Annotated in this window: 19 protein-coding genes, 1 tRNA gene and 1 pseudogene; 11 read left to right on the top strand and 10 right to left on the bottom strand. The window is 59.8% G+C overall.

The features are described from left to right. Positions 1-373: 373 nt before the first annotated feature. Complete coding sequence (locus tag AB1576_10675; GenBank protein ID MEW6082215.1) at positions 374-1,180, bottom strand: hypothetical protein; 807 nt, start codon at positions 1,178-1,180, stop codon at positions 374-376. Between the two features lie 223 nt (positions 1,181-1,403). Then, positions 1,404-2,294, bottom strand: a pseudogene (locus tag AB1576_10670) (IS1595 family transposase). Between the two features lie 281 nt (positions 2,295-2,575). On the opposite strand from AB1576_10670, the gene AB1576_10665 reads away from it, so the two are divergent. Further along, positions 2,576-2,761 (top strand): hypothetical protein, encoded by a 186-nt coding sequence (locus AB1576_10665; GenBank protein MEW6082214.1) that lies wholly within the window; start codon positions 2,576-2,578, stop codon positions 2,759-2,761. A gap of 89 nt (positions 2,762-2,850) precedes the next feature. Further along, positions 2,851-3,969 carry a hypothetical protein gene (locus AB1576_10660; protein MEW6082213.1) on the top strand — a complete coding sequence of 373 codons (1,119 nt, stop codon included), beginning with the start codon at positions 2,851-2,853 and terminating at the stop codon, positions 3,967-3,969. A 157-nt stretch (positions 3,970-4,126) separates the two neighbouring features. On the opposite strand, the gene AB1576_10655 is transcribed toward AB1576_10660, so the two are convergent. The 3 genes from AB1576_10655 to AB1576_10645 form a co-directional block, all read right to left on the bottom strand. After that, positions 4,127-4,369 (bottom strand): DUF6431 domain-containing protein, encoded by a 243-nt coding sequence (locus AB1576_10655; GenBank protein ID MEW6082212.1) that lies wholly within the window; start codon positions 4,367-4,369, stop codon positions 4,127-4,129. A 726-nt stretch (positions 4,370-5,095) separates the two neighbouring features. After that, positions 5,096-5,183: transfer RNA gene (locus tag AB1576_10650), tRNA-Leu, on the bottom strand. Positions 5,184-5,259: 76 nt separating this feature from the next. Then, positions 5,260-7,371, bottom strand: coding sequence for a putative glycoside hydrolase (locus AB1576_10645; protein ID MEW6082211.1), 2,112 nt, complete (start codon positions 7,369-7,371; stop codon positions 5,260-5,262). Between the two features lie 122 nt (positions 7,372-7,493). On the opposite strand from AB1576_10645, the gene AB1576_10640 reads away from it, so the two are divergent. From AB1576_10640 to AB1576_10630, 3 genes are read left to right on the top strand one after another with little or no spacing between them, the layout of a single operon-like run. Next, positions 7,494-8,453: a L,D-transpeptidase gene (locus tag AB1576_10640; GenBank protein ID MEW6082210.1), complete on the top strand. Its 960-nt coding sequence runs from the start codon at positions 7,494-7,496 to the stop codon at positions 8,451-8,453. Further along, positions 8,450-8,977, top strand: a complete 528-nt coding sequence (locus tag AB1576_10635) for a sigma-70 family RNA polymerase sigma factor (GenBank protein MEW6082209.1) — start codon at positions 8,450-8,452, stop codon at positions 8,975-8,977. The genes AB1576_10640 and AB1576_10635 overlap by 4 nt, the downstream gene beginning before the upstream one ends. Then, positions 8,952-10,136 (top strand): DUF4349 domain-containing protein, encoded by a 1,185-nt coding sequence (locus AB1576_10630; GenBank protein MEW6082208.1) that lies wholly within the window; start codon positions 8,952-8,954, stop codon positions 10,134-10,136. Before AB1576_10635 ends, AB1576_10630 begins: the two co-directional genes overlap by 26 nt. Positions 10,137-10,350: 214 nt before the next feature. Here the strand turns inward: AB1576_10630 and AB1576_10625 are convergent, their stop codons facing one another. Beyond that, the gene (locus tag AB1576_10625) at positions 10,351-10,635 is read right to left on the bottom strand and encodes an RNA-binding protein (GenBank protein ID MEW6082207.1); all 285 of its coding nucleotides are present in this window, start codon (positions 10,633-10,635) and stop codon (positions 10,351-10,353) included. A 1,088-nt stretch (positions 10,636-11,723) separates the two neighbouring features. On the opposite strand from AB1576_10625, the gene polA reads away from it, so the two are divergent. From polA to ytaF, 5 genes are all read left to right on the top strand, one after another. Next, complete coding sequence (polA, locus tag AB1576_10620; GenBank protein ID MEW6082206.1) at positions 11,724-14,357, top strand: DNA polymerase I; 2,634 nt, start codon at positions 11,724-11,726, stop codon at positions 14,355-14,357. A gap of 96 nt (positions 14,358-14,453) precedes the next feature. Then, positions 14,454-16,055: a peptide ABC transporter substrate-binding protein gene (locus tag AB1576_10615; protein ID MEW6082205.1), complete on the top strand. Its 1,602-nt coding sequence runs from the start codon at positions 14,454-14,456 to the stop codon at positions 16,053-16,055. Between the two features lie 21 nt (positions 16,056-16,076). Beyond that, positions 16,077-16,991: an ABC transporter permease gene (locus AB1576_10610; GenBank protein MEW6082204.1), complete on the top strand. Its 915-nt coding sequence runs from the start codon at positions 16,077-16,079 to the stop codon at positions 16,989-16,991. After that, complete coding sequence (locus AB1576_10605) at positions 16,988-17,839, top strand: ABC transporter permease (GenBank protein MEW6082203.1); 852 nt, start codon at positions 16,988-16,990, stop codon at positions 17,837-17,839. The genes AB1576_10610 and AB1576_10605 overlap by 4 nt, the downstream gene beginning before the upstream one ends. A 99-nt stretch (positions 17,840-17,938) precedes the next feature. Beyond that, positions 17,939-18,577: a sporulation membrane protein YtaF gene (ytaF, locus tag AB1576_10600; protein ID MEW6082202.1), complete on the top strand. Its 639-nt coding sequence runs from the start codon at positions 17,939-17,941 to the stop codon at positions 18,575-18,577. A 25-nt stretch (positions 18,578-18,602) separates the two neighbouring features. Here the strand turns inward: ytaF and AB1576_10595 are convergent, their stop codons facing one another. Together AB1576_10595 and AB1576_10590 are read right to left on the bottom strand one after the other, a co-directional pair. Next, complete coding sequence (locus tag AB1576_10595; GenBank protein MEW6082201.1) at positions 18,603-19,076, bottom strand: periplasmic heavy metal sensor; 474 nt, start codon at positions 19,074-19,076, stop codon at positions 18,603-18,605. A gap of 74 nt (positions 19,077-19,150) precedes the next feature. After that, positions 19,151-19,834: a response regulator transcription factor gene (locus AB1576_10590; protein ID MEW6082200.1), complete on the bottom strand. Its 684-nt coding sequence runs from the start codon at positions 19,832-19,834 to the stop codon at positions 19,151-19,153. Between the two features lie 143 nt (positions 19,835-19,977). Between AB1576_10590 and AB1576_10585 the strand changes: the two genes are divergently transcribed. Then, positions 19,978-21,714 (top strand): ATP-binding protein, encoded by a 1,737-nt coding sequence (locus AB1576_10585; GenBank protein ID MEW6082199.1) that lies wholly within the window; start codon positions 19,978-19,980, stop codon positions 21,712-21,714. Here the strand turns inward: AB1576_10585 and AB1576_10580 are convergent. Together AB1576_10580 and AB1576_10575 are read right to left on the bottom strand one after the other, a co-directional pair. Further along, complete coding sequence (locus AB1576_10580) at positions 21,711-21,887, bottom strand: hypothetical protein (GenBank protein ID MEW6082198.1); 177 nt, start codon at positions 21,885-21,887, stop codon at positions 21,711-21,713. The two genes, AB1576_10585 and AB1576_10580, sit on opposite strands and share 4 nt — an antisense overlap. A 169-nt stretch (positions 21,888-22,056) precedes the next feature. Further along, complete coding sequence (locus AB1576_10575; GenBank protein MEW6082197.1) at positions 22,057-23,154, bottom strand: ATP-dependent 6-phosphofructokinase; 1,098 nt, start codon at positions 23,152-23,154, stop codon at positions 22,057-22,059. Positions 23,155-23,581 lie beyond the last annotated feature (427 nt).

The following is a 23,581-nucleotide window of genomic DNA, read 5'->3' as shown; positions in this document are numbered from 1 at the left end:
CTTGAACCAGCGCCAGGCCGTCTGGTATCGTACGCCGTTTTGCTTTGCCCATTCTGACAGCTTCATGGGATTACTATAACATAGAAAAGCATAAATCACTGCACTATCGCCAGCAGTTAACAACCCCCTCGCTTTCTTGGTATTATCCCGTCTTATACCAAGTCCCAATCCTAGTTACACACCTATAGTCCTGCTCTCCCTCTCTTCGTGCCCCTTAACACCAGCGTGGCTTCATCCGTTACCTATGGACTGTCGAATCCGGTATGGTGTTACTGAATCTTGAGCCTCATTAATCTTGCTAATAATAGCCTGAAGTGCTTGTCCTCAGAAGTGTCCGCTAATGGCCCGGCTCTCGCCGGGCCATAGCGCTTGTTCATGCGCTGGGAGGTCTGAAGAAGTCTTGCAGCTGAGCAGGGTTGAAGGGAGGGAACTGTCTTTGTATAAACCCTGCACAGGCGTTGTCCTCGAGAGGCGGTATCAACTCCCAGTCACATTCGCCATAAGAGGTCATCACCAGCTGCGCTTCGGCCCACGTCTTCACAATGATGAAGGCGCCTACGGAGACCTCCACTCTCAACACGTTAAGGAACTGCTGGACAGTGCAGTCTATGATCTCCCAGGAAGACTCGGTCTTCACGCTGACCAGACCAATTTGCTCCGGATCGGGCCAGAACATGATGAGATCCTTGACGAAGAGTATAGGACACACTTCCAGGAAGCCCCGTGTTGGGATTCGAAGAGGGGTGTTGTTTACCAGTTCCACCAGGATCGTGTCTTTGACCCTGCAGGTGTTGATGGGGGTCGGATCCGTTCCGGGAGTAACCACCACAGTTATCTCAGCCGCGGGTGGGTCGGTATCCGGCAGTGGTGTGACCGTAAAGTCCTGTGGAGGTTTCTCAATGACGAATATCTGCGTCTTCCGATTCTGCTTGAACACTGCTCCCGCGCAAGAGATATCATCACCTGGCAGCCAGTTAACGATGAGTAGAGGATTCTGATCCTCGTCTACAAGAGGCAGTGTTAGACCTACCAATGCGAAATTCACGTTGCTGACAAATACCTGGCACTCCTTCTGTTTGCGTCCGTCGAGGATCTTCTGAACCTCAACGCATACGCACTCGCACTGAAAGTCTAGCGGCTTAATGGGCTTTTGGACTCTGGGAAAGTCGGGCAGTCCCATGCATGAGCCTCCCCTTTCTGTTGTGGTTGTTGACTTCAGTGCATCTTATGACGATTGGGTGTTGAAGTGTTCCTGGTTCTGGTGACATTTCTTAAGGAGTCAGCAGAATCTGTCAAAGTAGTGCTGTTCCCGAACCCGTATAGGCCACACAAGTAATGAAGCGCCACCCCAGCGGTCCCCCCTCTTGCCGCGGGGTCGCTGCCTTCCCTTTAACACAGATCCATAACGTTAGGTCAGCATAGGCGACGATTGGACCAGTAATGCAGGCAGTCAGCAAATGGGCAAGGAGTTCAGATTGCCGCCACCTTCGGTTAACCGGTAAAGATATTCCAGATAAGCCTGCAGGTGTTTTTGGTCGAGTCCGTGGTAGGTACCAGATATGAAGGCCTTGGCGTTGGATACCAATGTATGGCCCCAGCAAAGCGCCTTCTCAGTCTCTTTGTACGAGGAGATCACGCGTTCATGGACGTAGCCTTACTCCTTGAGCTGGGGATATATGTTCAGCCCATCAGTAGTGACAGTACATCCGGGTCGCAGATGTATGGTTGCGAATTCAAGTGCTGTCTTCTTGTGATACGGTCCACAACCAGTGCTTTGGCGTAAAGGGCTTCCCATTCTCGGCAGCTGATACCGCTATGTAAGCAGTGGCCTTATCGGTTCCGCGGCCTTGCTTACCGTTTGGGCCTCCGAAGAATGCCTCATCCAGCTGGGTGAGCCCGGCTAATTGATACCTCCAGTCCCGATGGGACATTGCAGACCTAATCTTGTGCAACATGAACCAGGCCGTAGGGTAACCGACATCAATGTGGGCCATCAAAGCAAGCGCAGACACACCCCTCTTATCCTTGGCTACCAAGAATATGGCCAGGAACCACTTTCGAAGCGGCGTACGAGTCTTATGAAACACGGTGCCAGCGGTAACGGAGGCTTGATAACTGCAGAACCGGCATTGATAGAGCCTACCGCGCGAGACGAGATAATGCTCTTTGCAGCCACAACGTGGGCGGACAAAGCCGTTGGGCCACCGGGCATCGAAAAGATACTGATAACAGGTCTCCTCATCGGAGAAACGTTCCTGGAACTCCAAGAAACTGATTGCCTCCCCACGGGCCACGGGATTCTCACCGCCAGCGAACTAGTGTTCGCTATATTCTACCACAGTACTAGCAGGAGGAAAGAGTTTCCTGAACAAAACTGATAGTCATCTTAACATAAGTGTCTCATCTGGCATAGACTGACACCACACACCCAGCGAGAGGAAGGGTCAACGTGTTTAGAGTCAGGTGCATAGGTGCTGAACGGCGAATCGGTTGCTGCAAGCCACGTTACATTTCGGACGTTGCCAAGGGCTATTGTGCCCACATTCGTAAGAGCCTGGGAGATAGTGTAGAATGTTTGTACCTGGATATCGGCGATAAGGCGGTTCCCGAAGCCATCGTCAGACTCAGAAACGCACGGAAACTGGATCTTCCGGTTGTCACGGTGGAAGGTGAGGTGGCCTCACAGGGCTGGTGGGTTCCTGCAGAGAGGGTGGTTCAGCAGGTGCGGGAGGCCATCGGCAAGCTGCAGGGACAGCAGTAAGGGTCCTTCTGGTACCAGGGGACACGGCAGCGGTCAGGCGAATACGCTGAACTGACAGGGTGGATTCTTGGGAGTAAGGGGAGAGCATCGTGCGTCTGCTGATCAGCAATGAGGAAGTTGGCTCCAAGACCATTCGTTTTCCGGATTCGGAATCCTTCCAGGCAGTGTGTCAGCTGCTAGGCATTCCCTTCCGAGAAGACAAGGCCGGTGGGGTTTTCTCTGTCTACCCCCCGTTGGTCGGAAGGCGGTGTCTATTGCAGGTGGTCTCGGAGACTGTGGGGGAGAAGGTCCTTCGATCTGCCATGAGCACGCAGGTGAGGAACGCAGAAAGGCTTCTTTGGATGTCCGGTGCCGAGACAAGGGTGGTTGAGGTTACTCCCGACAGCTACAACCCAGAGCCGGGCTCATGGGATCTGTGCATTATGGTGGCTGAGGGGCATACCGCGCTCGTCAACAGTGGGCCAGCCATAGGCTATCCTTGGTGGCACATGCCCTTCAAGAGTAGAGACCTCGCCCTCAGTCTGGTAACCGCCAGCCGCGGGTGGGGGGCGTGTGACATGCGGTTCTGCGGCACCTGGGGACTACCTGCCGAACTGAAACGGACGATCGCCCTGGCTCTACAGAACACTTCGGCGCCAGCTGCCCTGATCGCCGTGCCTCTGATGAATGGCATGGCGCACCTTGTGCTGGAAACGTTGGCACTTATGATGGTCCTAGGAGCCCTCATCTATTTCGATGAGCCACCCCTTCACGGAGGGGCCCTCGAGTTTGCCAGGCAGATATGTGCTGAGGAGACGGCCTCCTCTTCCCAGGCTCATATCAAGACGCCACACAGGCATCGAACCTATTCCTTGGCGTCGAGCCGGTCTGACCTTGGGCCTGAGAGATATCGGGTGCAGTCAGGCCAGATTGGTGGAGGCAAGAGGCCTTCGGGGGGTGCCTGGAGGGGCTCCTCCCTCAAGCCAATACCCCAATTCACCAGGTGGCCCCCAGCGGCTGAGTCGTTGTCTCATCCCAGATCAGAAGGACCCAACAAGGGGGAGAGCGCAGGGGGGATCGGCAGTGATGACGCCATTACGGAAGCCATGGCCCGAACGCGGAAAGAGGCGGAAGAGTATCTGGTCTCCCACGGCATGAAGCCCAGCGAAAATCTCATCAGGGAGTACACACTCTACCGGGAGCGTGCAGGACGGGTGATCAAGCGGTGACAGCGACTCAGAGGCAACCCATTGACGGGCTGGGAAGTTCCGTGGGCAACGGCATGCCGTGAGAGCCCGCTTGAGTGAGTGGGCGTACCTGGCACATCGACAACATGGGGAAGGGATGTAAAGGAGAGACGCCCTGCGCGGTGTGGTGCGTTTCTCCTTACACCTCTCCTGCGGCTTGACACTGAGCGCCACGCAGGCTCTCTAGGATCACCTCCTTGGTGCGCTGAAAGTAGGGCAGTAGAAAGCACGGTACCAGGGAAACCGTCCGGTGGCAGGACCTGCACAAGTACCTGGCAATGGCCACGCGGTATTCCCCTGCCTTGGTAAGCACATTGCGGAAGTAGTACCCGTGCCGTTCCAACCGAACCCCCGCACCACAGCACGGGCACTCCGGAAGCATCGGAAAACACTACGCACATGAACTCCTGGGCGTATTCCTCAACACCAACTTCAAAGTCCCATACGATCTGCATAACAAGCACCTCCCCAGCAGCTAGAGATACTGAAAGAATCTTAGCAAACTGGCGAGGCTTGCCAACTACTTCCGCTCTGCAACCACTTCCCCCAGATCCGGTACCCCTATTCTGCCAAACTACACGGGGCACAGGCTTCGGCTAGGAACGCGGGAACCTGCTCTTCAATGCTAAGGGTAAACTCCAAGCGGAGGACCCGCGAGGACCAGTGGATTCGCATGAGGGTGCGCAGTACGGCCTTTCGAAAGAAGGCCCAGCCGGTATGGAACTGGCGTATCCCCAATGCGTACCTCCAACAGCTGAGCCTCATTTCGCTACTCGACGATTGTTACCTTCCTTTGCGGCAAGGCTTCTAGCTCCCCGTGATGGGGTTACGCTCAAGGAAAGCCGTATGCGAGAAATCCGCACGTACGGTTTGGCGGGGAGTCGGAGGAGGAAACTCCTTCCACTTACCCTATGTGTGCCAGGTTAGAGTCTTGCTACCGCTTTTGCCCGGTTGAAGCGGCATAGCCAAAAACGGGAGGTTCTCGGTCTTATTTCCAACCAACATCACAACTCGTCATTGGATTATGCTGTTAAACCCCTCCACGTAGCGCATACATATATAGCGAAAGCCGAGCGGACCGCCCGGCCTTTCTTTTTGCATATTATACTGGTGCCGAGGGAGGGAATCGAACCCTCATGGAGGGCTACTCCACACGATTTTGAGTCGCGCGCGTCTGCCAGTTCCGCCACCTCGGCTACTACAATCTGTATGTTAGCACTCGAAAACCACTGTGTCAACAAACCGGCTTGCATCACGAACCTTCACGAAATGTCAATAGGCTGCCGTTTTCCTTCTTCCCGTTGCTTGGGCATCGAGTCGGCCCGCCTGCGATGACGGGAAGGTCACCACGTCCGCATTCCCGTCAGACACGTAGCGGTCTTCTGGGTTCTCACGAAAGTGATCCATCCACTTGTCCAGCTCGGACTGTATGGCCTGGATCCTAGGCAGCCTGAGCGGGTCAAAGGCCAGGCTGTAGGGAGAGGGCGCAGGCCCTGCACCCACCAGGAGCACACCCTTGTTAGTATATGCTGTCTCCTCGTATTCACCGCGGGCCAGCGCTTCGATATTGATGGGATACGATCCGTAGGGGAGGGATAGCGTATCCACAGTATAGCCGCCGGTGACTTCGTAGACGTGCTTGACGGGCAACGCCAGCTGGCGGGACACCTCCGATGAACTCAGGCCCCTCAGGTCCGAGTGGTTCCAGGTGTGGTTTCCCAGGTCCATTCCTACCTCGAGTATATAGCGCAGTTTCTCATCGGCAAGGGCGGGTTGCCCAAACGGGTGAGGCAGGAGCACGTAAAAGGTCGCTTCCAGCCCGAACTCCGGGTGCTCCCTGTAGAACTCCTCGAGGATGCCTACGGCGCACTGGGGATCTATTAGGAGTGTGTCCTCTTCCTCCAGGTAACGAAACTGCCCTGGTGTGGAATCATCGAAGGTGAGGATCACTGGAGAGTAACCCTTTGGCAGGCCTATGGTGCCGTCAAGGTAGTCTCTAAGGCTCACAAGCCTGTATCCCTCTTCATAGAGTGTCTCCAGGTCACTCCGGAAGTTCTGGTAAGTCCTGGCCCAGCGTTTCTCCTCTGGTCCCACCTCGTGGTATTCCAGGATCATCACCCGCCCGAGTTCATTGGGTTCATAGGGTCCCTCCTGGACACTTGGCACCGCCGGCGGAGAGCCGGTACCGTAGGCAACCATGTAGTCAACGGGGCGGGTGTACACATTGGCGGGATTCCATAGGATCCATTCTGTTACCCCGAGCTCATGTGCAGCCCTGATCTGTGCCTCCACCTCCACTACGCCGTAGCGGTGCCTCAGGCTGAAATCCTGGAGCCAAGGCCGCATTATGGCTCTTGCGCCCCCCATGCGTTTCCAGGCGTCCTCCAAGGCTCTCCTGACAACGCGATAGGGGTCCGCTTCAGGGTCCGCCAGACCGTATATCCCGGAATCGTAGTAGTGAGACGGGTAAATCATGGGACAGACATAGTCAACCCGCTTTACTATACTGGAGAAGTCCTGGCCAATCCCCATGTCATCAGAGGCACTGGTAGTGAACCCGAAGATGTCCGCGGAGACAGACACATCATACAGCTGGAGTTCCTCATACGCATAGTCAAGGAAGGCATTGATGGCCTCCACCCGTCCCATTCCCAGGGGGTTGTCCAGTACCGCTGGAGCCCCGGAGCGAGCCCTGGAATCTGGGAAACGCACGTAGTCATACTGGATCTCCTTAAATCCCAGGAGGGCTGCTTCCTTAGAGATATCCACGATGTACTCCCAGGCTTCCTGGGAGTAGGGGTTTAGCCAGTAGTACCCGGCTGCGTCCCTCCAAGGTTCCCCTCGGGATGTGCGTATGGCCCACTCGGGCTTGGCCTGGGCAGCCACGGGGTCCTGGAAAACAACTATGCGGGCAATGGCGAATATGCCCTTTGACTCCAGGTCTTCAAGGAGGGATGGGAGGTCCGGGTGGCCCCTGCGAATAGCATTCATCTCCAGGGCTGCCTGGGTGCTCACGGGATAGCTTATGTATCCCGTGTTGTCCTTGAAATCGATGACGATCGCGTTCAGATCGGTTTCTTCTACAAGCCTTATCAGTTTGCTGACCGTCTCGGGCGAGGACGCGGAGTAGGCCGTCATGTATATCCCTCGAACCTCCACGGGAACTCGAGTCACTGGTGGAGGACCAGGCTCCGGTTCAGGGTCTGCGGGGGCGGGAGGCGGTTCAATGGCCTTATCCGGTTCCGGGGTCTGGATGGTTTCGCCGCCTGTTAGGAACAAGCCGAAAACCCAAGAGGAATTAGCGAGAAGTGCCAGGTAGACGAGAAGGGCGACGAGGGTCAAGGCTGCGGGCGCCTTGACGGGTGCGTTGGTCTTCGGCTTCATTGATGCTCCTCCCAACCTCAGATTTGGACTGGCCAGATTCTTCCTGCCACGCATAGATATAGTACCACAGGAACACCCATCGGGGCCAGTTGGCAAGCGATGGATAGTCTGGAGGTTTATTGATGTCCCGGAGAGGACTGGCTGTAGCGGCCATCATGTGTCTTTTCCTGGCATTCTGCGCGCCTTCCACGAGGGGTGCACCCCGTAACGAGCCTACCCGGCTTGTGCTGAACCTGCCCGCGCTCACCCTCCGTGTCTATCAAGGCGAGAGGGAACTGTACTCCTACCCGGTGGCCATAGGGAAGCCCGCAACCCCAACCCCCGTAGGTGAGTTCACGCTGGTGACAAAGCAGGTCGACCCGTGGTGGATCCCGGAGCCCGGGGCAGCGCCGGTGCCCCCGGGTCCGGCCAATCCCCTGGGAACCCGGTGGATGGGGCTGGATCTGCCTCTGTACGGGATCCACGGCACCATCTCACCCAGTTCCATTGGGCGCGCCGTTTCCAAGGGCTGTGTCAGGATGCGCAATGAGGACGTTGAGAGCCTCTTCCGGCGGGTACAGGTGGGAACGGAGGTGTCCATAAGGTACGATCGCCTGGAGGTGAAGGGTGCCTTTGGCATCCCCACCCTAACACTCTACCCGGACGTGTATGACCGGCAGCCCCTGAGTGCTGGGGACATTGCCTTAGTTCTCCTGGAATCAGGGTTCTGGCTGCCCCCTCCGGCACTGCTCCAGGAAATACTGGCCTCACCCGCCAGTGAGGCCAAGGCCTACGTTTTGCGCCATAGGAACAGCTGCTCCCTGGTAGCCCTGGGAAGTACCCCCTGGTCTTGGCATGGAGGAATCGCATTCTCAGCAGAGAATCCCCTACGTGACGAAGGGAACATTCCAGCCGTACAGGCGTCAAGTAATTCGTGGACTCCTCAAGTTGCCTTGGTCCGGGCTAGTGACGGAAGGGAGGGAGCCCCTTGCGGGAGGAGGACGAGGTTCTCGTCAGAAGGGCGCGGAAGGGAGAGCCCAGCGCCTTTTCACTCTTGGTTTCCGCGCATGAGAAACGCATCTACAACCTGGCACTCAGGATGACCGGTAGCCCTGAAGATGCCATGGATGTGGCCCAGGAGGCCTTTCTCAAGGCCTTTACGTCACTCAGGGATTTCCGGGGAGACTGCAGTTTCTCAACGTGGCTCTACAGGATAGCCTCTAACGTGTGCCTGGACCAGCTGAGGAAGCGCCACAGGGTGGCCGTAACCAGTCTTGACAAGCCAGTGACAACATGCGAGGGCCAAGCCGGAAGGCAAGTGGCGGACCCCGGGGACGGCCCGGAAGAGATGGCGGAGCGAAGGGAGGTCCAAGATGCGGTCAGGGCGAGTATCGAGTCACTCCAACCTGAGCATCGCATAGTCATCCTTCTTCGAGACATCCACGGGCTTTCCTACGATGAGATATCCACCATACTCAACTGCTCCCTAGGGACAGTGAAGTCCCGGCTGAACCGAGCCCGTGGCTCACTGAGGCGGGCGCTGAGTTCGTCGGAACTTTTTGCACCTGCCAGCGTCACAAGGGGTGAAAGGGGGGTGGAAAGTGAAATGCCAGGAACTGCCCGGTGATATTTCCTCATATCTTGACGGTGAGATGAGCGAGACTGAGATCGAGTGCTTTAGAGAGCACCTTCGCGGCTGCGAATCCTGTCGAAGAGAACTCAAGGAGATGGAGACCTTAGTCACGGCATGCCGGGATCTGGGAATGGAGGATCCTCCCCCCGATTTCCACGAGAGTCTAGCCAAGGCCCTGGAGTCTTCAGGCCGCCAGGCAGGACTTCACAAGGTTTTCGCCCTCTGGTCCGGTTCAAGGCACAAGGCACTGGTGGCAGTGGCGGCAGTGGCGGCCGTACTTGTGATGGGGGTTGCCTCAGGGACAATTCTCCAGCTACTCCCTATAGGGGGCATGGGCAGCACGGCCCAGGAGCCTGGCCGGGCACCAGCGCCAGTGGAGGATTCCCGGTCTGGATTAGGGGCTGATGAGTCCTACTCCAAGGAACTGGCGGAGATTGGGGAGGAATCATACTCTACGTATCAGGACTCAGCCCCTCAAGTAGGCTCAGCAACTGTCTCCTTTGACCGTAAGATCATAAAAAGCGCCAGCCTGCAGGTGGAGGTCCTGAACGAGGAGTTTGCCGGTGCCAAGCAGGCAGTGGTGAGTATCACGCTAGCCTCCGGGGGATACATCCAGGAATCGGCGCAGTGGGAGGCACCCTATGGGGAAAACGCCAGGTTCGTGCTGCGCGTTCCAGAAGAGGGTTTCTTGCCCGTCCTTGAGGAACTGCGCCGGCTGGGGAAGGTTACCCACGAGCAGGTTGGCGGGACAGACGTTACCGAGGAATACGTTGATGTGGAGTCGCGCCTGAAGAGCTTGAAGGTTCACGAGCAGCGCCTCCTGGATATCCTGGCCAAGGCGCAGAATGTAGATGAACTCCTGAGGATAGAGTCGGAGCTAAGCAGGGTGCGCTCGGAGATAGAGGGCCTTACGGGAAGGCTTAACTACCTGGGCTCTATGGTCGCCCTGGCCACCATTGAAGTCAATCTCGCCTCGGTGGAAGAGGTAACGCCAAAGGAGCCCACGCTCTGGGACCAGGTGGTTTTAGCGTTTTTGAAAACCCTAAAAGCGCTGGCGGATTTCGCCACCAAGACGGTGGTGTTCCTCTCCGGGGCTGCGCCTGTGGTATTGATACTTGTTGCGGTGTGGTACCTGATTAGACGGAGAAAGTAGCAAGAAGACAAGGCAAAGGACCGGGTGACCCCGGTCCTTTCTTTACCCGGTATTCCGTATCCCTGCGGCAAACGCCGCTTCCCTGGCCCCGGGTTGGTGGTGTCATCCACTATGGAGTACACTCCAGCGATGGCGGGTTAAGCCATCCCCCTCACCCATCGCCCCCTGGCCTCTAGACAACAGAAAAGGCGCCCTAAAGGGCGCCCATCTCTGTTTACCGGTACTGCCTACGCCTGGGCCCGTCGCCGTCATTGCGCTTTGGCCGTGCTTCGTTTACGGTTATGTTGCGCCCTTCCCACTCAGCGCCGTTCAGGCGGTCGATGACGTCCTGAGCGCTTTCGTCAGGCACTTCCACGAAGCCAAAGCCACGAGAGCGTCCCGTGGCGCCGTCCGTGGCAACGCGGGCAGCGATGACCTGGCAATACTGTCCCACGGACTCAGTGAGGTCTTCCTCAGTGACCGCCCATGGCAGGTTGCCAAAATAGAGAGTCTTAGACATGTCTCCAGTCCCCCTTTCGTTAAGGTGTACGCTTACAGGGGGCTGATGGGAGACACATCCCACCTTCAACACCCGGTTTACGCAGCACCATTATATGGGTTATGCCAAGAAAAATCAAGCTCCATCCGGGTTGCTGTCCGGGTTGCCTGCCTGCAGCACCTGCCCGGGCTGGGAGAAACAGCCCCATGCAGGGGCCCCTCTCACGGGAGGGAAGAATGCCAGCAACCCTTATTGGGCTGCCTACTTCGCCCATCCCCGGCCATCCAGGGTCCGCGCTGATGACGGGTAAAGGGCAAAACGCGATGGCCTGGCTCCCAGTTCCCCTGCATTCCTAGCACGTCCCGCCCTTTGAGGTCCTCTTCATCGGCACCCGAGCGGGCTGCAGCAGACTCCTTCCCACTACGCGGAAGAGGGGGGTGCGTAGCAGCGCCCCTTCAGATCCCCTGCCTGTGCTTGCCGTTGCCTTCACCCATCCCGGCCGTGCTTTGTTCATGCTGGTCTGGCGCCTGCCCATCCGGCGGTGTCCAAGCGGGCAATGACCTGGCGGGTTTCTTCCTTTGGCACTTCCACGAAGCCAAAGCCCAGGGTCCCGTACGGCATCCGTGGACGCGGGCCGCAATCACCCGGCAGTACTGGCCCACGGGCCCCGTGGGATCTTCACCTGTGACAGCCCAGGTGGCTGGTATAAAGAGTACTGGACATGCCCCCAGCCCCCCTTTACGCGAGGTTAGGCCTGAAGGGGGCCGGCAGGCACATATCCCATGTTCAGCACCCAGGCTACGAACGTCATCATGTGGGTAATATGCGCAGGAGCGTAATATCCATTCCATGCCGGGGCCATCGCGCGCCGCTCTCCCAAGGCACGACAAGCGAGCCCTGGCGCCCGGAGGTCGCAGTGCACCCAGGGTCATTCTCAGAGTCCATAATGCTTCCATCAACGGTAGTCCTTGGTCTTGGAGTTGTTATTCAGGCGCACAATGAGAGGCAATCCCTATTGAGTTGGGGAGGCAGCCTCCAAATACCTGCAGGTGTCACAGGCTCTACGGGGAAATCCTACTTGCAGCACCGGTGGGAGGGAGACGAGAGAAATGAAGAGAAGGCTGGTACTCATCGATGGCAATAGCCTGGTCAACAGGGCGTTTTTCGCGCTGCCCCCCTTCAGCACAGCCTCCGGGGAGCCCACCAACGCCGTGTACGGGTTCGTCACGATGCTCCTAAGGCTGCTGGAGGAGGAGAACCCCGACTGCGTGGCGGTGGCCTTTGACAGGAGGACTCCCACCTTCCGCCATGAGCAGTACCATTCATACAAGGCCCACCGGACCGGCATGCCTGACAGCCTTGGCGTCCAGATACCCGTGCTCAAGGAGGTCCTGGCGGGTTTCGGCATCCCCATATTCGAGATCGACGGTTACGAGGCCGATGATGTGCTGGCCACCATGGCCTCTCGAGCTGAGGGGGAGGGTTACGAGAGCCTCATCGTCACGGGCGACCGGGATGCCCTCCAGCTGGTTTCCCCGGGCATCAAGTGCATGCTCACGAAGAAGGGCATAAGCGAGACCAGGCTGGTGGGGGAGGCGGACCTGGTGGAAGAGTATGGCTTGGCACCCCACCAGTTCGTGGATGTAAAGGGTCTCATGGGTGATACCAGCGACAACATCCCGGGGGTTCCGGGAATAGGCGAGAAGACCGCAGTCAAACTGGTGAGGGAATTCGGGAGCCTGGAGAACCTCCTGGCTAACCTGGACAAGGTCAAGGGGGAAAGGCTCAGGAGCTCCCTGGAAAAATGGAGAGACCAGGCCCTCATGAGCCGGGAGCTTTCCAGGCTGGTCAAGGACGTGCCCCTGGAATTCCGGCTGCATGACTGTGAGCGCCGTCCCCTGGACAGGGAGTGCCTTGCGGCCATTTTTGAGCGACTGGAGTTCCGCAGCCTCATGGAAAAACTGGACTTGACTCCTGCCGCCAGTGCGGAACTGGCCATTCCCCCTGTCAAGGTCTTCAAGCCTGGGGATACTGCTCTGGCGTGGGATGGCCCCGTGCAGGTGGTGGCGGAGTTCTCTGGGGGCCATGGTCTCTTGGGCATTGGGGTATTCCCCTCCGGCGGGACGGGCGTATACGTCCCAGGGGACCTCGGCGAAACCGAGATCCTCAGGGCTGTGTCCCCCCTGTTCTCTGACAGCAGCGTCCTTAAGGATGGATACAGGCTGAAGCCCTTGCTGGTCTACCTGAAGGCCCGGGGGGTCAGACCGCAGGGGTTCAGGTTCGACGCTGAGCTGGCAGCCTACCTCCTGGACCCCTCCCGGTCCTCCTACAGGGTGGAGGATCTCGCCAGGGAGCATCTGGGATGCGGGATTACACCTCCAGGAGGGCTCAAGGATTCAGGGAGGGCAAGGAAGGGCTTTGAGGAGGTTCCTCCCCAGGAGGCCGCATCATACATGGCCCAGGTGGCCCTGGCCCTCCAGAGGATGAGGCCCATCATGCTGGAAGCCCTGGAAGGGGGGGGTATGGCTTCGCTCTTCGCTGACCTGGAACTGCCCCTCACCGAGGTGCTGGCGGACATGGAGATAGCAGGTGTTGAGGTGGACCCCGGGCAGCTGGAGGAGATGGCCAAGGATCTGGAATCCCGCATCCACCAGCTGGAGGCTGAGATACACGGGATGACCGGGGTGAAGTTCAACATCAACTCCACCCGGCAGCTGGGGGAGGTGCTCTTTGAGCGCCTGAGGCTCCCGGTGGTCAAGAAGACCAAGACCGGCTATTCCACCGATGCGGAGGTGCTTTGGCAATTGGCTTCCCATAGTGATGTGGCGGCCAGGGTCCTGGAGTACAGGCAGATGGTGAAACTGAAGAGCACGTACCTGGATGGACTCAGGGCTTTCATAGACCCCAGATCGGGACGGATCCACACAACCTTCCACCAAACCATAACGGCCACAGGCCGGCTATCCAGCGCCGAGCCCAACCTGCAGAACATCCCAATCAGGCTTGACCTGGGGCGCAGGGTCCGCCAGGTGTTCCGTGCCCGGGAGGGATGCCTCCTGCTCTCTGGGGACTACTCCCAGATCGAGCTGAGGATCCTAGCCCACCTGTCGGGAGATCCCGTGCTCATGGAGGCGTTTCACAGGGGAGAGGACATCCATACCAGGACCGCCGCTGAGGTGTTCGGAGTGGACCCCAAGAAGGTAAACCCGGAGATGAGGGACAGGGCCAAGGCGGTGAACTTCGGCATTGTATACGGGATAAGTGACTTCGGTCTCTCCCGGGACATAGGGGTCTCCAAGGCTGAGGCAGGCCAGTACATCCAGGGATACTTCCGGCGCTACAATGGGGTGAGGTACTTCATAAGCAACATCATTGCCGAGGCGAGGGCGAGGGGACATATCTCCACCATCCTGGGGAGGCGGAGGTTTGTGCCAGACATTAACAGCAAAAACCCCGCCCAGAGGGGCTTTGCGGAGAGGACGGCCATCAACACACCCATCCAGGGTTCCGCCGCGGATATCATCAAGCTGGCAATGCTGAGGATCCACCGCAGGCTCCGGGAGAGTAGGCACGAGGCCCGGATGATCCTCCAGGTTCACGATGAGCTCATATTCGAGGTGCCCGTGGAAGAAATGGAGGAGATCCAGGCCTTGGCGAGAGAGGAGATGGAGAACGCCTACCCCCTGGACGTCCCGCTGAAGGTGGATATTAAGAAGGGTCCTAACTGGTACGATATGAAATGAAGGGAATAAAGTCTCAGCGTAGAAAAGGTATCCCAGCCAAGATCACGGAATGCCGCTGTTAGAAGCCATAGACGTTCCAGGGGAGGGGACTAATCGTTGAAATTCCGGCATTTAATTCCCGCAGTCATCCTGCTATTCCTGTCAAGCACATTCCTGGGATGCTCCAATGCGCCACCTGGTACCGGGATTGCCGGCAAGGATGGGGAGCCCTCTGTCTTCCGGGTGCCCATCATAGGTGACCCACAGAGTCTTGACCCGGCATTCATCGCCGATGAGGTCTCACGGACGGTGGGCATGAACATATTTGCGGGCCTGTTGACTACCGACGAGAAGGGCAAGGTAGTAGGTGACCTGGCCGAAGACTGGGAGGTGTCCCCTGACGGCACGGTCTACACCTTCAACCTGAGAAAGGGCGTCCTGTTCCATAACGGCCGGGAGGTAACCGCGGAGGATGTGGCCTTCAGTATGAAGCGCTGCCTCGATCCGGCTGCGGGTTCACCCGTTGCCCACTTCCTCCTGGATATTGACGGGGCCGCTGAGGTCCTGGAGGGGACGGCCGAGGATGTCAGGGGCATCAGTGTTGTCGATACCCATAGAATAATGATCACCCTCTCGGAGCCACGGCCCTTCTTCCTGGCAAGGATGACCACGCCTGCGGGATGGGTGGTCCCCCGTGAAGAGGTGGGAGAGGCATTCCCGGCTTGGACCAGTGGCAAACCGGTGGGGGCCGGTCCCTTTGTCGTGGACGAGGTGCGCCCCGGTGACCGCATCATCCTGAACCCCTTTAACGACTACTATGGTGGAAGACCAGCGCTGGACACGGTGGAGATGGTGGTCGTGACGGACCCCAGTGTGGCGCTGTTCATGTACACCCAGGGGGAGCTGGACTACACACACTTGATGCCTGCCGAGGTGGTCCAGGTCAGGGAAGAGACTGAGCTCAGCAAGGACCTGAAGGAATACCCCCTGGCATCCACCTTCCTGTTGGGACTCAACAAGGGCAAGTATGAGCCCTTCAGCGACGTCCGGGTTCGCCAGGCGGTATCGCTGGCCCTTGACCGGGAGGAGCTCTGCGATGTTGTGTGGCTTGGCACACGCGCACCTGCGGCCGGCGTGTTCGCCCCGGGCATGCCTGGGTATGTGGCTCGCAGGTTCGAGGTGGACCTGGAGAGGGCCAAGGCTCTCCTCTGGGAGTCCGGGTATGAGGACCCCTCCAGCATGCCAAGACTCACGTTCACGGCTCCCAGCATCATGGAAGGCAAGGTCATGGCTGAGTACATAGCCCATTCCCTTCAGGAGGGGCTGGGCATGCCTGTGGGCGTCGAGCTCCTTGAAATGGGTGCCTTCCTGGAGAGACTGTACGCGTATGATCTCCCCATAGTCACCATGGGCTGGGTGGCGGATTACCTGGACCCTGATGCCTTTATTAACAGCCTTTGGCATTCCAAGAGTCCATATAACATGGTCCGCTTCGCCAGCACAGAGATGGACTCCATCCTTGAGGAGGCTGCCCGGACCCAAGACGAGGAGGAGCGGTTGTCCCTCTACGAGAGGGCTGAAGACATAGCCCTGGAGGATTGCTCCTGGATCCCCTTGTTCTACGGGAGGTCCACTGTGCTGGTCAAGCCCTATGTGAAGGGCCTGAGACACAACATGATGGGGGTTCTCCCCCTAGACGGGGTGACCATAGAGCGATAAACGGTGGTGAGTTGGTGAGCCATGCTATCGTTCCTGGCGCGCAGGGTGGCCGCGGCTCTCATCGTGCTCCTGGCTGCGAGCTTCCTAACCTTCGCAGTGGGTTACCTGGCGCCGGGAGACCCCGTCAAGCTGGTCCTGGGGTCCAAGGCTGACCCCGAGGCCGTGGAGCGCTTGAGCAAGGAGTACGGTCTGGACCGGGGATTCTGGGCCCAGTTCTGGGGCTACCTCGAGAGGGCCCTGGCTGGAGACTTCGGGTACTCCCACCGCTACCGTGGTGTAAGGGTTGGCGAGCTTCTCAAACCCACCATCCCAGCCACGGCGCAGGTCAGTGGGGTCGCTCTGGTCCTTTCACTGCTTGTGGGCGTGCCCCTGGGTAGCTTGTGCGCCGTGATGCACCGTTCCTGGCTTGACCGCGCGCTCATCTTCATCGCTTCCTTCCTCAGCGGGATCCCAGTGTTTGTGGCTGCATTTGCCGTCCTGTACCTGGTGCCGCCCGTGATTGGCCCTCTGGGAAACCGGTGGCTCGCCAGCCTGGTGCTATCCGGCTACCCTGCGGCGCTGTTCCTCAGGCTCACCCGGTCCTCCGTGCTGGAGGTACTGGCCCAGGACTACATCATCGCTGCCAGGGCCCGGGGCACCCCTACCCTCAGGCTTGTCGTGCGCCACGCCCTGGCAAATGCCATGCCCCCCGTGATCGCTGCGGCAGGTACCGTGGCAGGGGCGTTGATGGCTGGCACCTTCTTTGTTGAGCGTGTCTTCCGGGTTCCCGGGATGGCCTCCTTCGCCGTTAACTCGGTACTCTCCCGGGACCACCCGGTGATGCTGGCGGTCACCCTGTTATTCACCGCCGTGTACACCCTGGCCAACCTCGCCAGCGACGTGGCATGCGCCATGATAGACCCAAGGATGAGGAGAGGGGAGGGTGGGCCTTCATGAGGTTCCTACCGCCTCATGGCAGGTTGGCGCTGGGCGTGATCCTCCTGGTGGTCATGGCGGCCTGCCTGGCGCCGGTGCTCTCCCCCTGGGACCCTGGCTTTCAGGACCGCTCCTCTGTACTGGAATTGCCAGGCCCGCGCCACCCCTTCGGTACGGACCACCTAGGGCGAGACACGCTCTCCAGGCTCTTGTGGGGCTCCCGTATCTCGCTGACCGTCGGTGTGTTCGTGTCCCTCTTCTCATCACTGGTGGGAGCAGCGGTAGGCCTGCCCTCAGGGTACTACGGAGGGGCCATCGATGGTGTGGCCATGAGGGTGATGGAGGTGTTCGCCGCCTTCCCCAACATCCTCCTGGCCATCGCCTTGATGTCCGCCTTCGGCCCGGGGCTTGCCAAGGTGGTCTTGGCCCTCACCCTTGCCGGGTTCGCGGGTGCCTCAAGACTTGCGAGGTCGGAGGCCCTGCGCCTTTCCTGCCAGGAGTTCGTCATGGCGGCCAGGGTCTCCGGCACCAGTGATGCTCGCATCATCCTCATCCATATCCTCCCCAATTCCCTGGGGCCCTTGCTGGTGTATGCTACGTCGAGCCTGGGGTGGTGGGTGGCCGCCGAGGCTGGCCTCAGCTTCCTAGGCCTTGCTGCTCACCCCTCATACCCCAGCTGGGGCACCATGATCGCGGAGGCGGTGCCCTTCATGAGGACCCGGCCTCTCCTGCTCTGGGCCCCTTGCCTGCTCCTGTCCACAGTTGTCTTGGGCCTGGCCTTCCTGGGTGATGTCCTGGAGAGCAACCTCTCCCCCAAGTCCATGGCGAGGCCTGCCCGCCGCGGTGTGCCACGCAAGGCGTCCCCCTGACCAGAAAGCCCTTCGGGACAGGCACAGATAACCTTTCCCCTCCATACCGTGGGTATGACCGGAGAACCAGGGCATCACCCGTGAAACGGGGGGTCCAGTGTGGCAGGCCTCTATCTCCTCGTGCTCGCTGCGGTTTTGAGTGTCGACGGCTTCCTGGTGGGCCTCACCTATGGCATGAGGCGGATCCGGCTGCCGATCTGCTCGCGCCTCCTGGTGGCCTTCATCTCCGGCCTTCTCATAGGCCTGGCGCTCCTGGGGGGGCAGGCCGCCGCCCAGATGCTCGACCCCTCGCTCGCATCAGGCCTGGGCGGCACGCTCCTTGTGGTGGTTGGGGTATGGACCACCGCCACTGCCTGGTCATCCCGGGGCAATGGCGATTCTCTTCCCTACCTTGAGGTCCATCTTCCCCGGTTCGGCCTGGTCATCGCCGTTCTCCGGGAGCCCGTGACGGCCGACCTCGACCACTCAGGCAGCATCAACCTGGGAGAGGCTGGCGTGCTGGGGGTCGCCTTGGCACTGGATGCCTTTGGGGTCGGCTTTGGCGCGGGCATGGCAGGGGCCCCGGTGGTATGGCTTCCCGTCCTGACAGCCCTGGGCATGTATCTCTGCCTGGGGCTTGGCTTTCTGCTTGGTGCCCGGGGTTCGAGGATTCCCGCCAGCAGGGGACTTGGCCTGGCACCGGGGGGCATTATCGCCATCCTGGGTGCCATGAAGATACTGGGAGCCCTGCCCCAATAGGGCAAGGCCCCCAGTGACACCCTGGCTATGACCTCTTTGCCAAGCGTCCCATGCCGCCCCGGCCGAAGCACCCTCCAGGACTCCTGCTCTCCAGGACCGCCCTCTGCTCGGGGGTGAGCACTTCCATGAGATCCTCCCGGTGCGCCTCACCCAGGGCCTGGAGCTCCTTTTTGAGATCCTGCACCTCCTGGCGTTTGGCTTCCCTGGCAGCGGGGTCTGCCTCTTCTTCGACCCTCAGGCGCCACACCTCGGTCAGCCTTAGCCTGAGCTCAGTCACCAGGGGCGCCTTTTCCAGGATGAATTCCTTCTTCAGGGCCTCGATGGCGGCGGCCTGGGAGGAACTGAGTTCCAGGTCTCCCCAGAAACCGCCGGCGCACTCCGCTTCCGACCCGTCAACTTGCATGCCCATGCCCCCTGCAGGCCCGAAGGCCAGGGCGGCATGGGAGACCAGCAGTAAAGCTGCTACTGCCGCCCCAAGTATGATGATCTTCCTGTTCACCCTCTTCACCTCCTGTCACCAGGATAACCCTAAGATGTGTCAGGTTTGTGAAGGCATCCCGAACAAAAAGGGAACTAAGCGCTGGTGTCAAACTTGTAGCCCACACCCCAGATGGTCTTGATCTCCCATCCCTGGGCTGGCCGGAGCTTCTGCCTGAGGCGCTTCACGTGGGTGTCCACAGTCCTGGCGTCCCCCAGGTACTCATACCCCCACACATTCTCCAGCAGCTGCTCCCTCGTGAACACCTTCCCCGGGTGAGAGGCGAGGAAGTAAAGGAGTTCCGTTTCCCTGGGGGTCACCTGCAGTGTCTTACCGTTGATCCGGGCATAGTAGTCCTGGATGTTCACCTCCAGGTTCCCCCGGACGATGCGGCCGTCCCCCTGCCTATCCACGAACCGTCTCAGCACCGCTTTCACCCTGGCCAGGAGTTCCCGGGGGTTGAACGGTTTTGTGACGTAGTCATCGGCTCCCAGTTCCAGTCCCAGGATCTTGTCCAGATCCTCGTCCCTGGCGGTAAGCATTATTATGGGCACAGAGGATTCCTTCCTTATCTCCCGGCATACCTCCAAGCCATCCATTCCAGGGAGCATGATGTCGAGGATCACCAGGTCGTAACACCCAAGACGCAAGGCCCTCAGTGCTGCCTCACCGTCGATGGCCAAGGACACCTCAAGTCCTTCCTTCTCCAGGTACAGGGAAACGAGCTCAACAACGTTGGGATCGTCCTCCACAACCAGCACCTTCCAGCGCGTCACCAAGACATATCACCCCCGCAAAAAGGGATTGCCTGCGCGATTGAGTATACCATATTGGGTTAGGGGACTGGATAGAGCACATCCCGGTGTTGTGTCACAATCAAGGCACAGTTCGGCCGCTATGCTTTCCTCAGGGGGAAATACGAGTGCGAAAGAACCTGATGAGCCGGCTGATGGCCGCAAACCTGCTGGTCATAGGTGTGACCGTGCTTGCCCTTGGCTTCGTGTTCCTGGGGCTTTTGCGCCAGTACATCTACTCCTCCCGGGAGGCCGACCTGATAGCCAAGGGACAGGAGGTGTCCCGTCTCACCCTGGACTACCTCAGGGGCGAGGTGGATGAGGAGACTGCCACGTACCTCCTTGACTCCCTGGACAGGATACTCGGGGCCCGGGTGTGGCTGGTGAACCGCCGTGGCCTCATAGTAATCGAGTCCAGGCAGGGGCATTTCCGGGGTACTCACCTTGACCCCGAGGATCTAAGGCAGGTGATGAACGGAGAACCCATTTCCAGGATCCACATGATGCCGCGCTACGGCCGCCAGGTGATGACGGTCGCCGTCCCGGTTGTGGACCCAGAGGGCGGGGAGGTGCTGGGGGCCCTTTTCCTTCACGCACCCCTGACAGGGCTCCATGCCACCGTGGCTCGCTACTTCGGGTTCCTGCTCCTGGCGGCCGCCGCCTCGCTGGGTCTTGCCACCATCCTGGGATATGGCCTGGCCAGGGGCATAGCACGCCCGCTGTCGGATATGACCCGGGCCGCCGGGAAAATGGCCCAGGGTGAGCTGGATACCCGGGTGAGGGTGCCCGGGGGTGACGAGGTGGGGGAACTGGCAAAGTCCCTGAACCACCTGGCCACTAGCCTCCAGGGGACAATAGGGGCCCTGACAGAGGAGAAGGCCCGGTTCCTGTCCATGGTGGCCAGCATGGAGGAGGGCGTCGTGGGCTTTGACCCCAGGGGGAACCCGGTTTTCCTGAATGACGCCGCCCGGCGGCTCCTGGGATTCTCCCAGGCGCCTCCGGAGGTCATCACGCTGGTCCAGGACGTGCTGGCTACTGGTGAGCCCGCGGGCATCTCCCTGGACATCAGGGCGCGGAGGCTCAGGGCCCAGGCGTCTCCCATCCGGGTGGCGGGTGGCGGGGCCGTCGTGGTGCTGCTGGACGTGAGCGAGGCGGACAGGCTTGAGCGAATGCGGAGGGAATTCACGGCCAACCTTTCGCATGAGCTCCGCACGCCGCTAACCGCCATGAGGGGCTTCATCGAGCCCCTCCTGGACGGTACCGTCACGGGTGAGGATACGCGCAGGCGCTACCTGGAGATCATACGGGCAGAGACAGAGAGGCTGGGACGGCTGGTCAATGACATGCTGGACATGGCACGGCTTGAGGCGGGGAAGGCCCAGCTGGACATTGCCAGTTTCTCCCTGGCCAGCGTTGCGGGGTCAGCCCTGGCCAAGGTGTCACCCGGTGCCTCGGAAAAGGGTGTACGCCTTGAGGGAGGGGTTCCTGGCGTTGACGTTATGGGGGACCGGGACAGGATAGAGCAGGTGCTCCTGAACCTCTTGGATAACGCTGTGCGCTACACCGCCCGAGGAGGCAGGGTGACCTTGGACGCCGAGGTTTCGGAATCGTCGGTGACGGTGACAGTCACCGATACCGGGGTGGGCATAGCGCCGGAAGAGATCCCTCTCCTGTGGGATCGGTTCTACAAGGCGGACAGGTCCCGGGGGAAAAAGGCGGGGACGGGTCTTGGCCTTGCCATAGTGCGCCAAATTGTGGAGGCCCACGGCGAGCGGGTTTGGGTTGAGAGCGAGCCCGGGCGGGGTTCAATCTTCGCCTTCACGCTGGCCCGGGCGCCCTGGGATCCAGCGAAGTCAGGGCCCTAGCCCGGTACCCCCAGGCCATCATGGTTCAGGTGACAGGGGGATCTGCTGAGGGCGAGCCATGGCTTGATGCCAGCCAAGCCGAGGTACTGCACCGGGTAGTGGGGGAGATTGAGGTCAAGGCGCTCTCCCATGGCTACACCCTGGCTCAGGGCATGGTTAGAGTGCCCTGTCAACCCCACAAGGAGCGTGCCGGCCAGCCATCCCAGGGGGCTGCCGGCATCCCTTCAAGGCTAGGCCCTCGGGGGGGCCATGGGGGTGGATGTGATGAGGACTGCGGCGGAAGCAGGCATGCCCCTGGGCTTCCCGGCGAACCCCCACCTGGATAGGTATCGTCTTCCTGGACTAGATGGGGTGTGGTCCTGGCAGCCACTCCCGGGGCGTCCCTGGCGGGATAGGGCCGAGGGGCGTGCCATCAGGAAGCCACAGTGGGCTCAAGCCCTCATACAATTCCCTGGGGACTAACCGGGGCTTTGAGACGGCATCCGCCAGGGGCACCGATACGATATCACGTCCCCGCAAGGCAACCATGTGACCGAACATGCCCTGTGACGCCAGTTCCACCGCCGCCAGGCCGTACCGGCTGGCCAGGAACCGGTCAAACAAGGTAGGGGTCCCGCCACGCTGGATGTAGCCCAGGATTGTGTAGCGCGTCTGGATGCCGCTAATCCGTTCCATCTCGTCCGCGATGATCCGGGTTACCCCACCCAGGAGGGGGTGCCCGAATTCGTCCACCGTCTTGTCATCAGGCAGCCCCTGGTGCCCGTCCCTCTTGACCCCCTCAGCCACCACGATGATGGCATAGGTGTATCCCTGCCGCTTCCTGTTCACCAGGTAGTGGGCCATGCTCTCCGTGTTGACCTCCACCTCTGGGATGAGGATCATGTGCGCGCCTGCCCCGACCCCGGCGTGGAGGGCGACCCACCCCGCGTCCCGCCCCATGACCTCCACCAGGACCGCGCGTTCATGGGACCTGGCTGTGGTGTGGAGACGGTCGATGGCTGCCATGGCAACGTTAACGGCGGTGTCGAAGCCGATGGTGGCATCCGTGGCCCCGACATCGTTATCTATGGTCTTGGGTATGCCGATACACCTTAACCCGCGGTCCTGGAGGTGTGACGCCGCCCCCAGGGTATCGTCTCCCCCGATGGCCACCAGTGCCCCGAGCCCAAGACGCTCGGCGTTCTCCAGGGCCGTGCTCGTTGCCTCGGGGCTCCTGGCCGGGTTGGTCCTGGAGGTGGATATGAGGGTTCCCCCGATGGAGGCTATGCCCTCCACGTCTTCCCAGGTCAGGGGCACCGCATCCCTGGTGAGCAGCCCCTCCCAGCCCTTCCGTATGCCAAGCACCTCGTAACCCTTCTGGGAGGCTCCGGCCACAACGGCCCTTATGGCCGCGTTTAGTCCCGGGCAATCGCCCCCGCCCGTCAGCACGCCCAGTCTCAATGGTGTCGCCCCCTCGTTTGGTACTAGTCCCATGATGCCTGGAAACCCTCCGCCCTATCCGCGACAAGTCTCCACGCCTGGGAGCCAGATTGGGGCATCCGACCCTTGGGGAGAAGGAGTAAGACCTGCTTCGGGAGGCGTCCTTCCATGAACCAGAATCCCACGAATTCATTCATGGGAGTATGTCAACGGTTTCGAAAAGGGGACCCTTAGATCCACGTTCCCGAACCTACTTAAGGAAGGAGACTTCCTTGTGGTGAAGAATCTGGCATTGGTGTTCCTGATCCCAAAGGTGATGTGGGGTTGTTAACTGCTGGCGATAGTGCAGATGCTTTTCTATGTTATAGTAATCCCATGAAGCTGTCAGAATGGGCAAAGCAAAACGGCGTACGATACCAGACGGCCTGGCGCTGGTTCAAGGCAGGGA

The organism is Bacillota bacterium (assembly GCA_040754315.1).
Classification (GTDB): domain Bacteria; phylum Bacillota; class Sulfobacillia; order DUSP01; family JBFMCS01; genus JBFMCS01.
Note: the sequence above shows the minus strand (reverse complement) of the source record. Positions and strands in the feature narration are given on the sequence as shown.

Coding starts and splice junctions, on each gene's coding strand:
- AB1576_10675 (MEW6082215.1), bottom strand. CDS start 1,180: ATGGGACTGCCCGACTTTCCCAGAGTCCAAAAGCCCATTAAGCCGCTA.
- AB1576_10655 (MEW6082212.1), bottom strand. CDS start 4,369: ATGCTTCCGGAGTGCCCGTGCTGTGGTGCGGGGGTTCGGTTGGAACGG.
- AB1576_10645 (MEW6082211.1), bottom strand. CDS start 7,371: ATGAAGCCGAAGACCAACGCACCCGTCAAGGCGCCCGCAGCCTTGACC.
- AB1576_10640 (MEW6082210.1), top strand. CDS start 7,494: ATGTCCCGGAGAGGACTGGCTGTAGCGGCCATCATGTGTCTTTTCCTG.
- AB1576_10635 (MEW6082209.1), top strand. CDS start 8,450: ATGACCGGTAGCCCTGAAGATGCCATGGATGTGGCCCAGGAGGCCTTT.
- AB1576_10625 (MEW6082207.1), bottom strand. CDS start 10,635: ATGTCTAAGACTCTCTATTTTGGCAACCTGCCATGGGCGGTCACTGAG.
- polA (MEW6082206.1), top strand. CDS start 11,724: ATGAAGAGAAGGCTGGTACTCATCGATGGCAATAGCCTGGTCAACAGG.
- AB1576_10610 (MEW6082204.1), top strand. CDS start 16,077: ATGCTATCGTTCCTGGCGCGCAGGGTGGCCGCGGCTCTCATCGTGCTC.
- AB1576_10605 (MEW6082203.1), top strand. CDS start 16,988: ATGAGGTTCCTACCGCCTCATGGCAGGTTGGCGCTGGGCGTGATCCTC.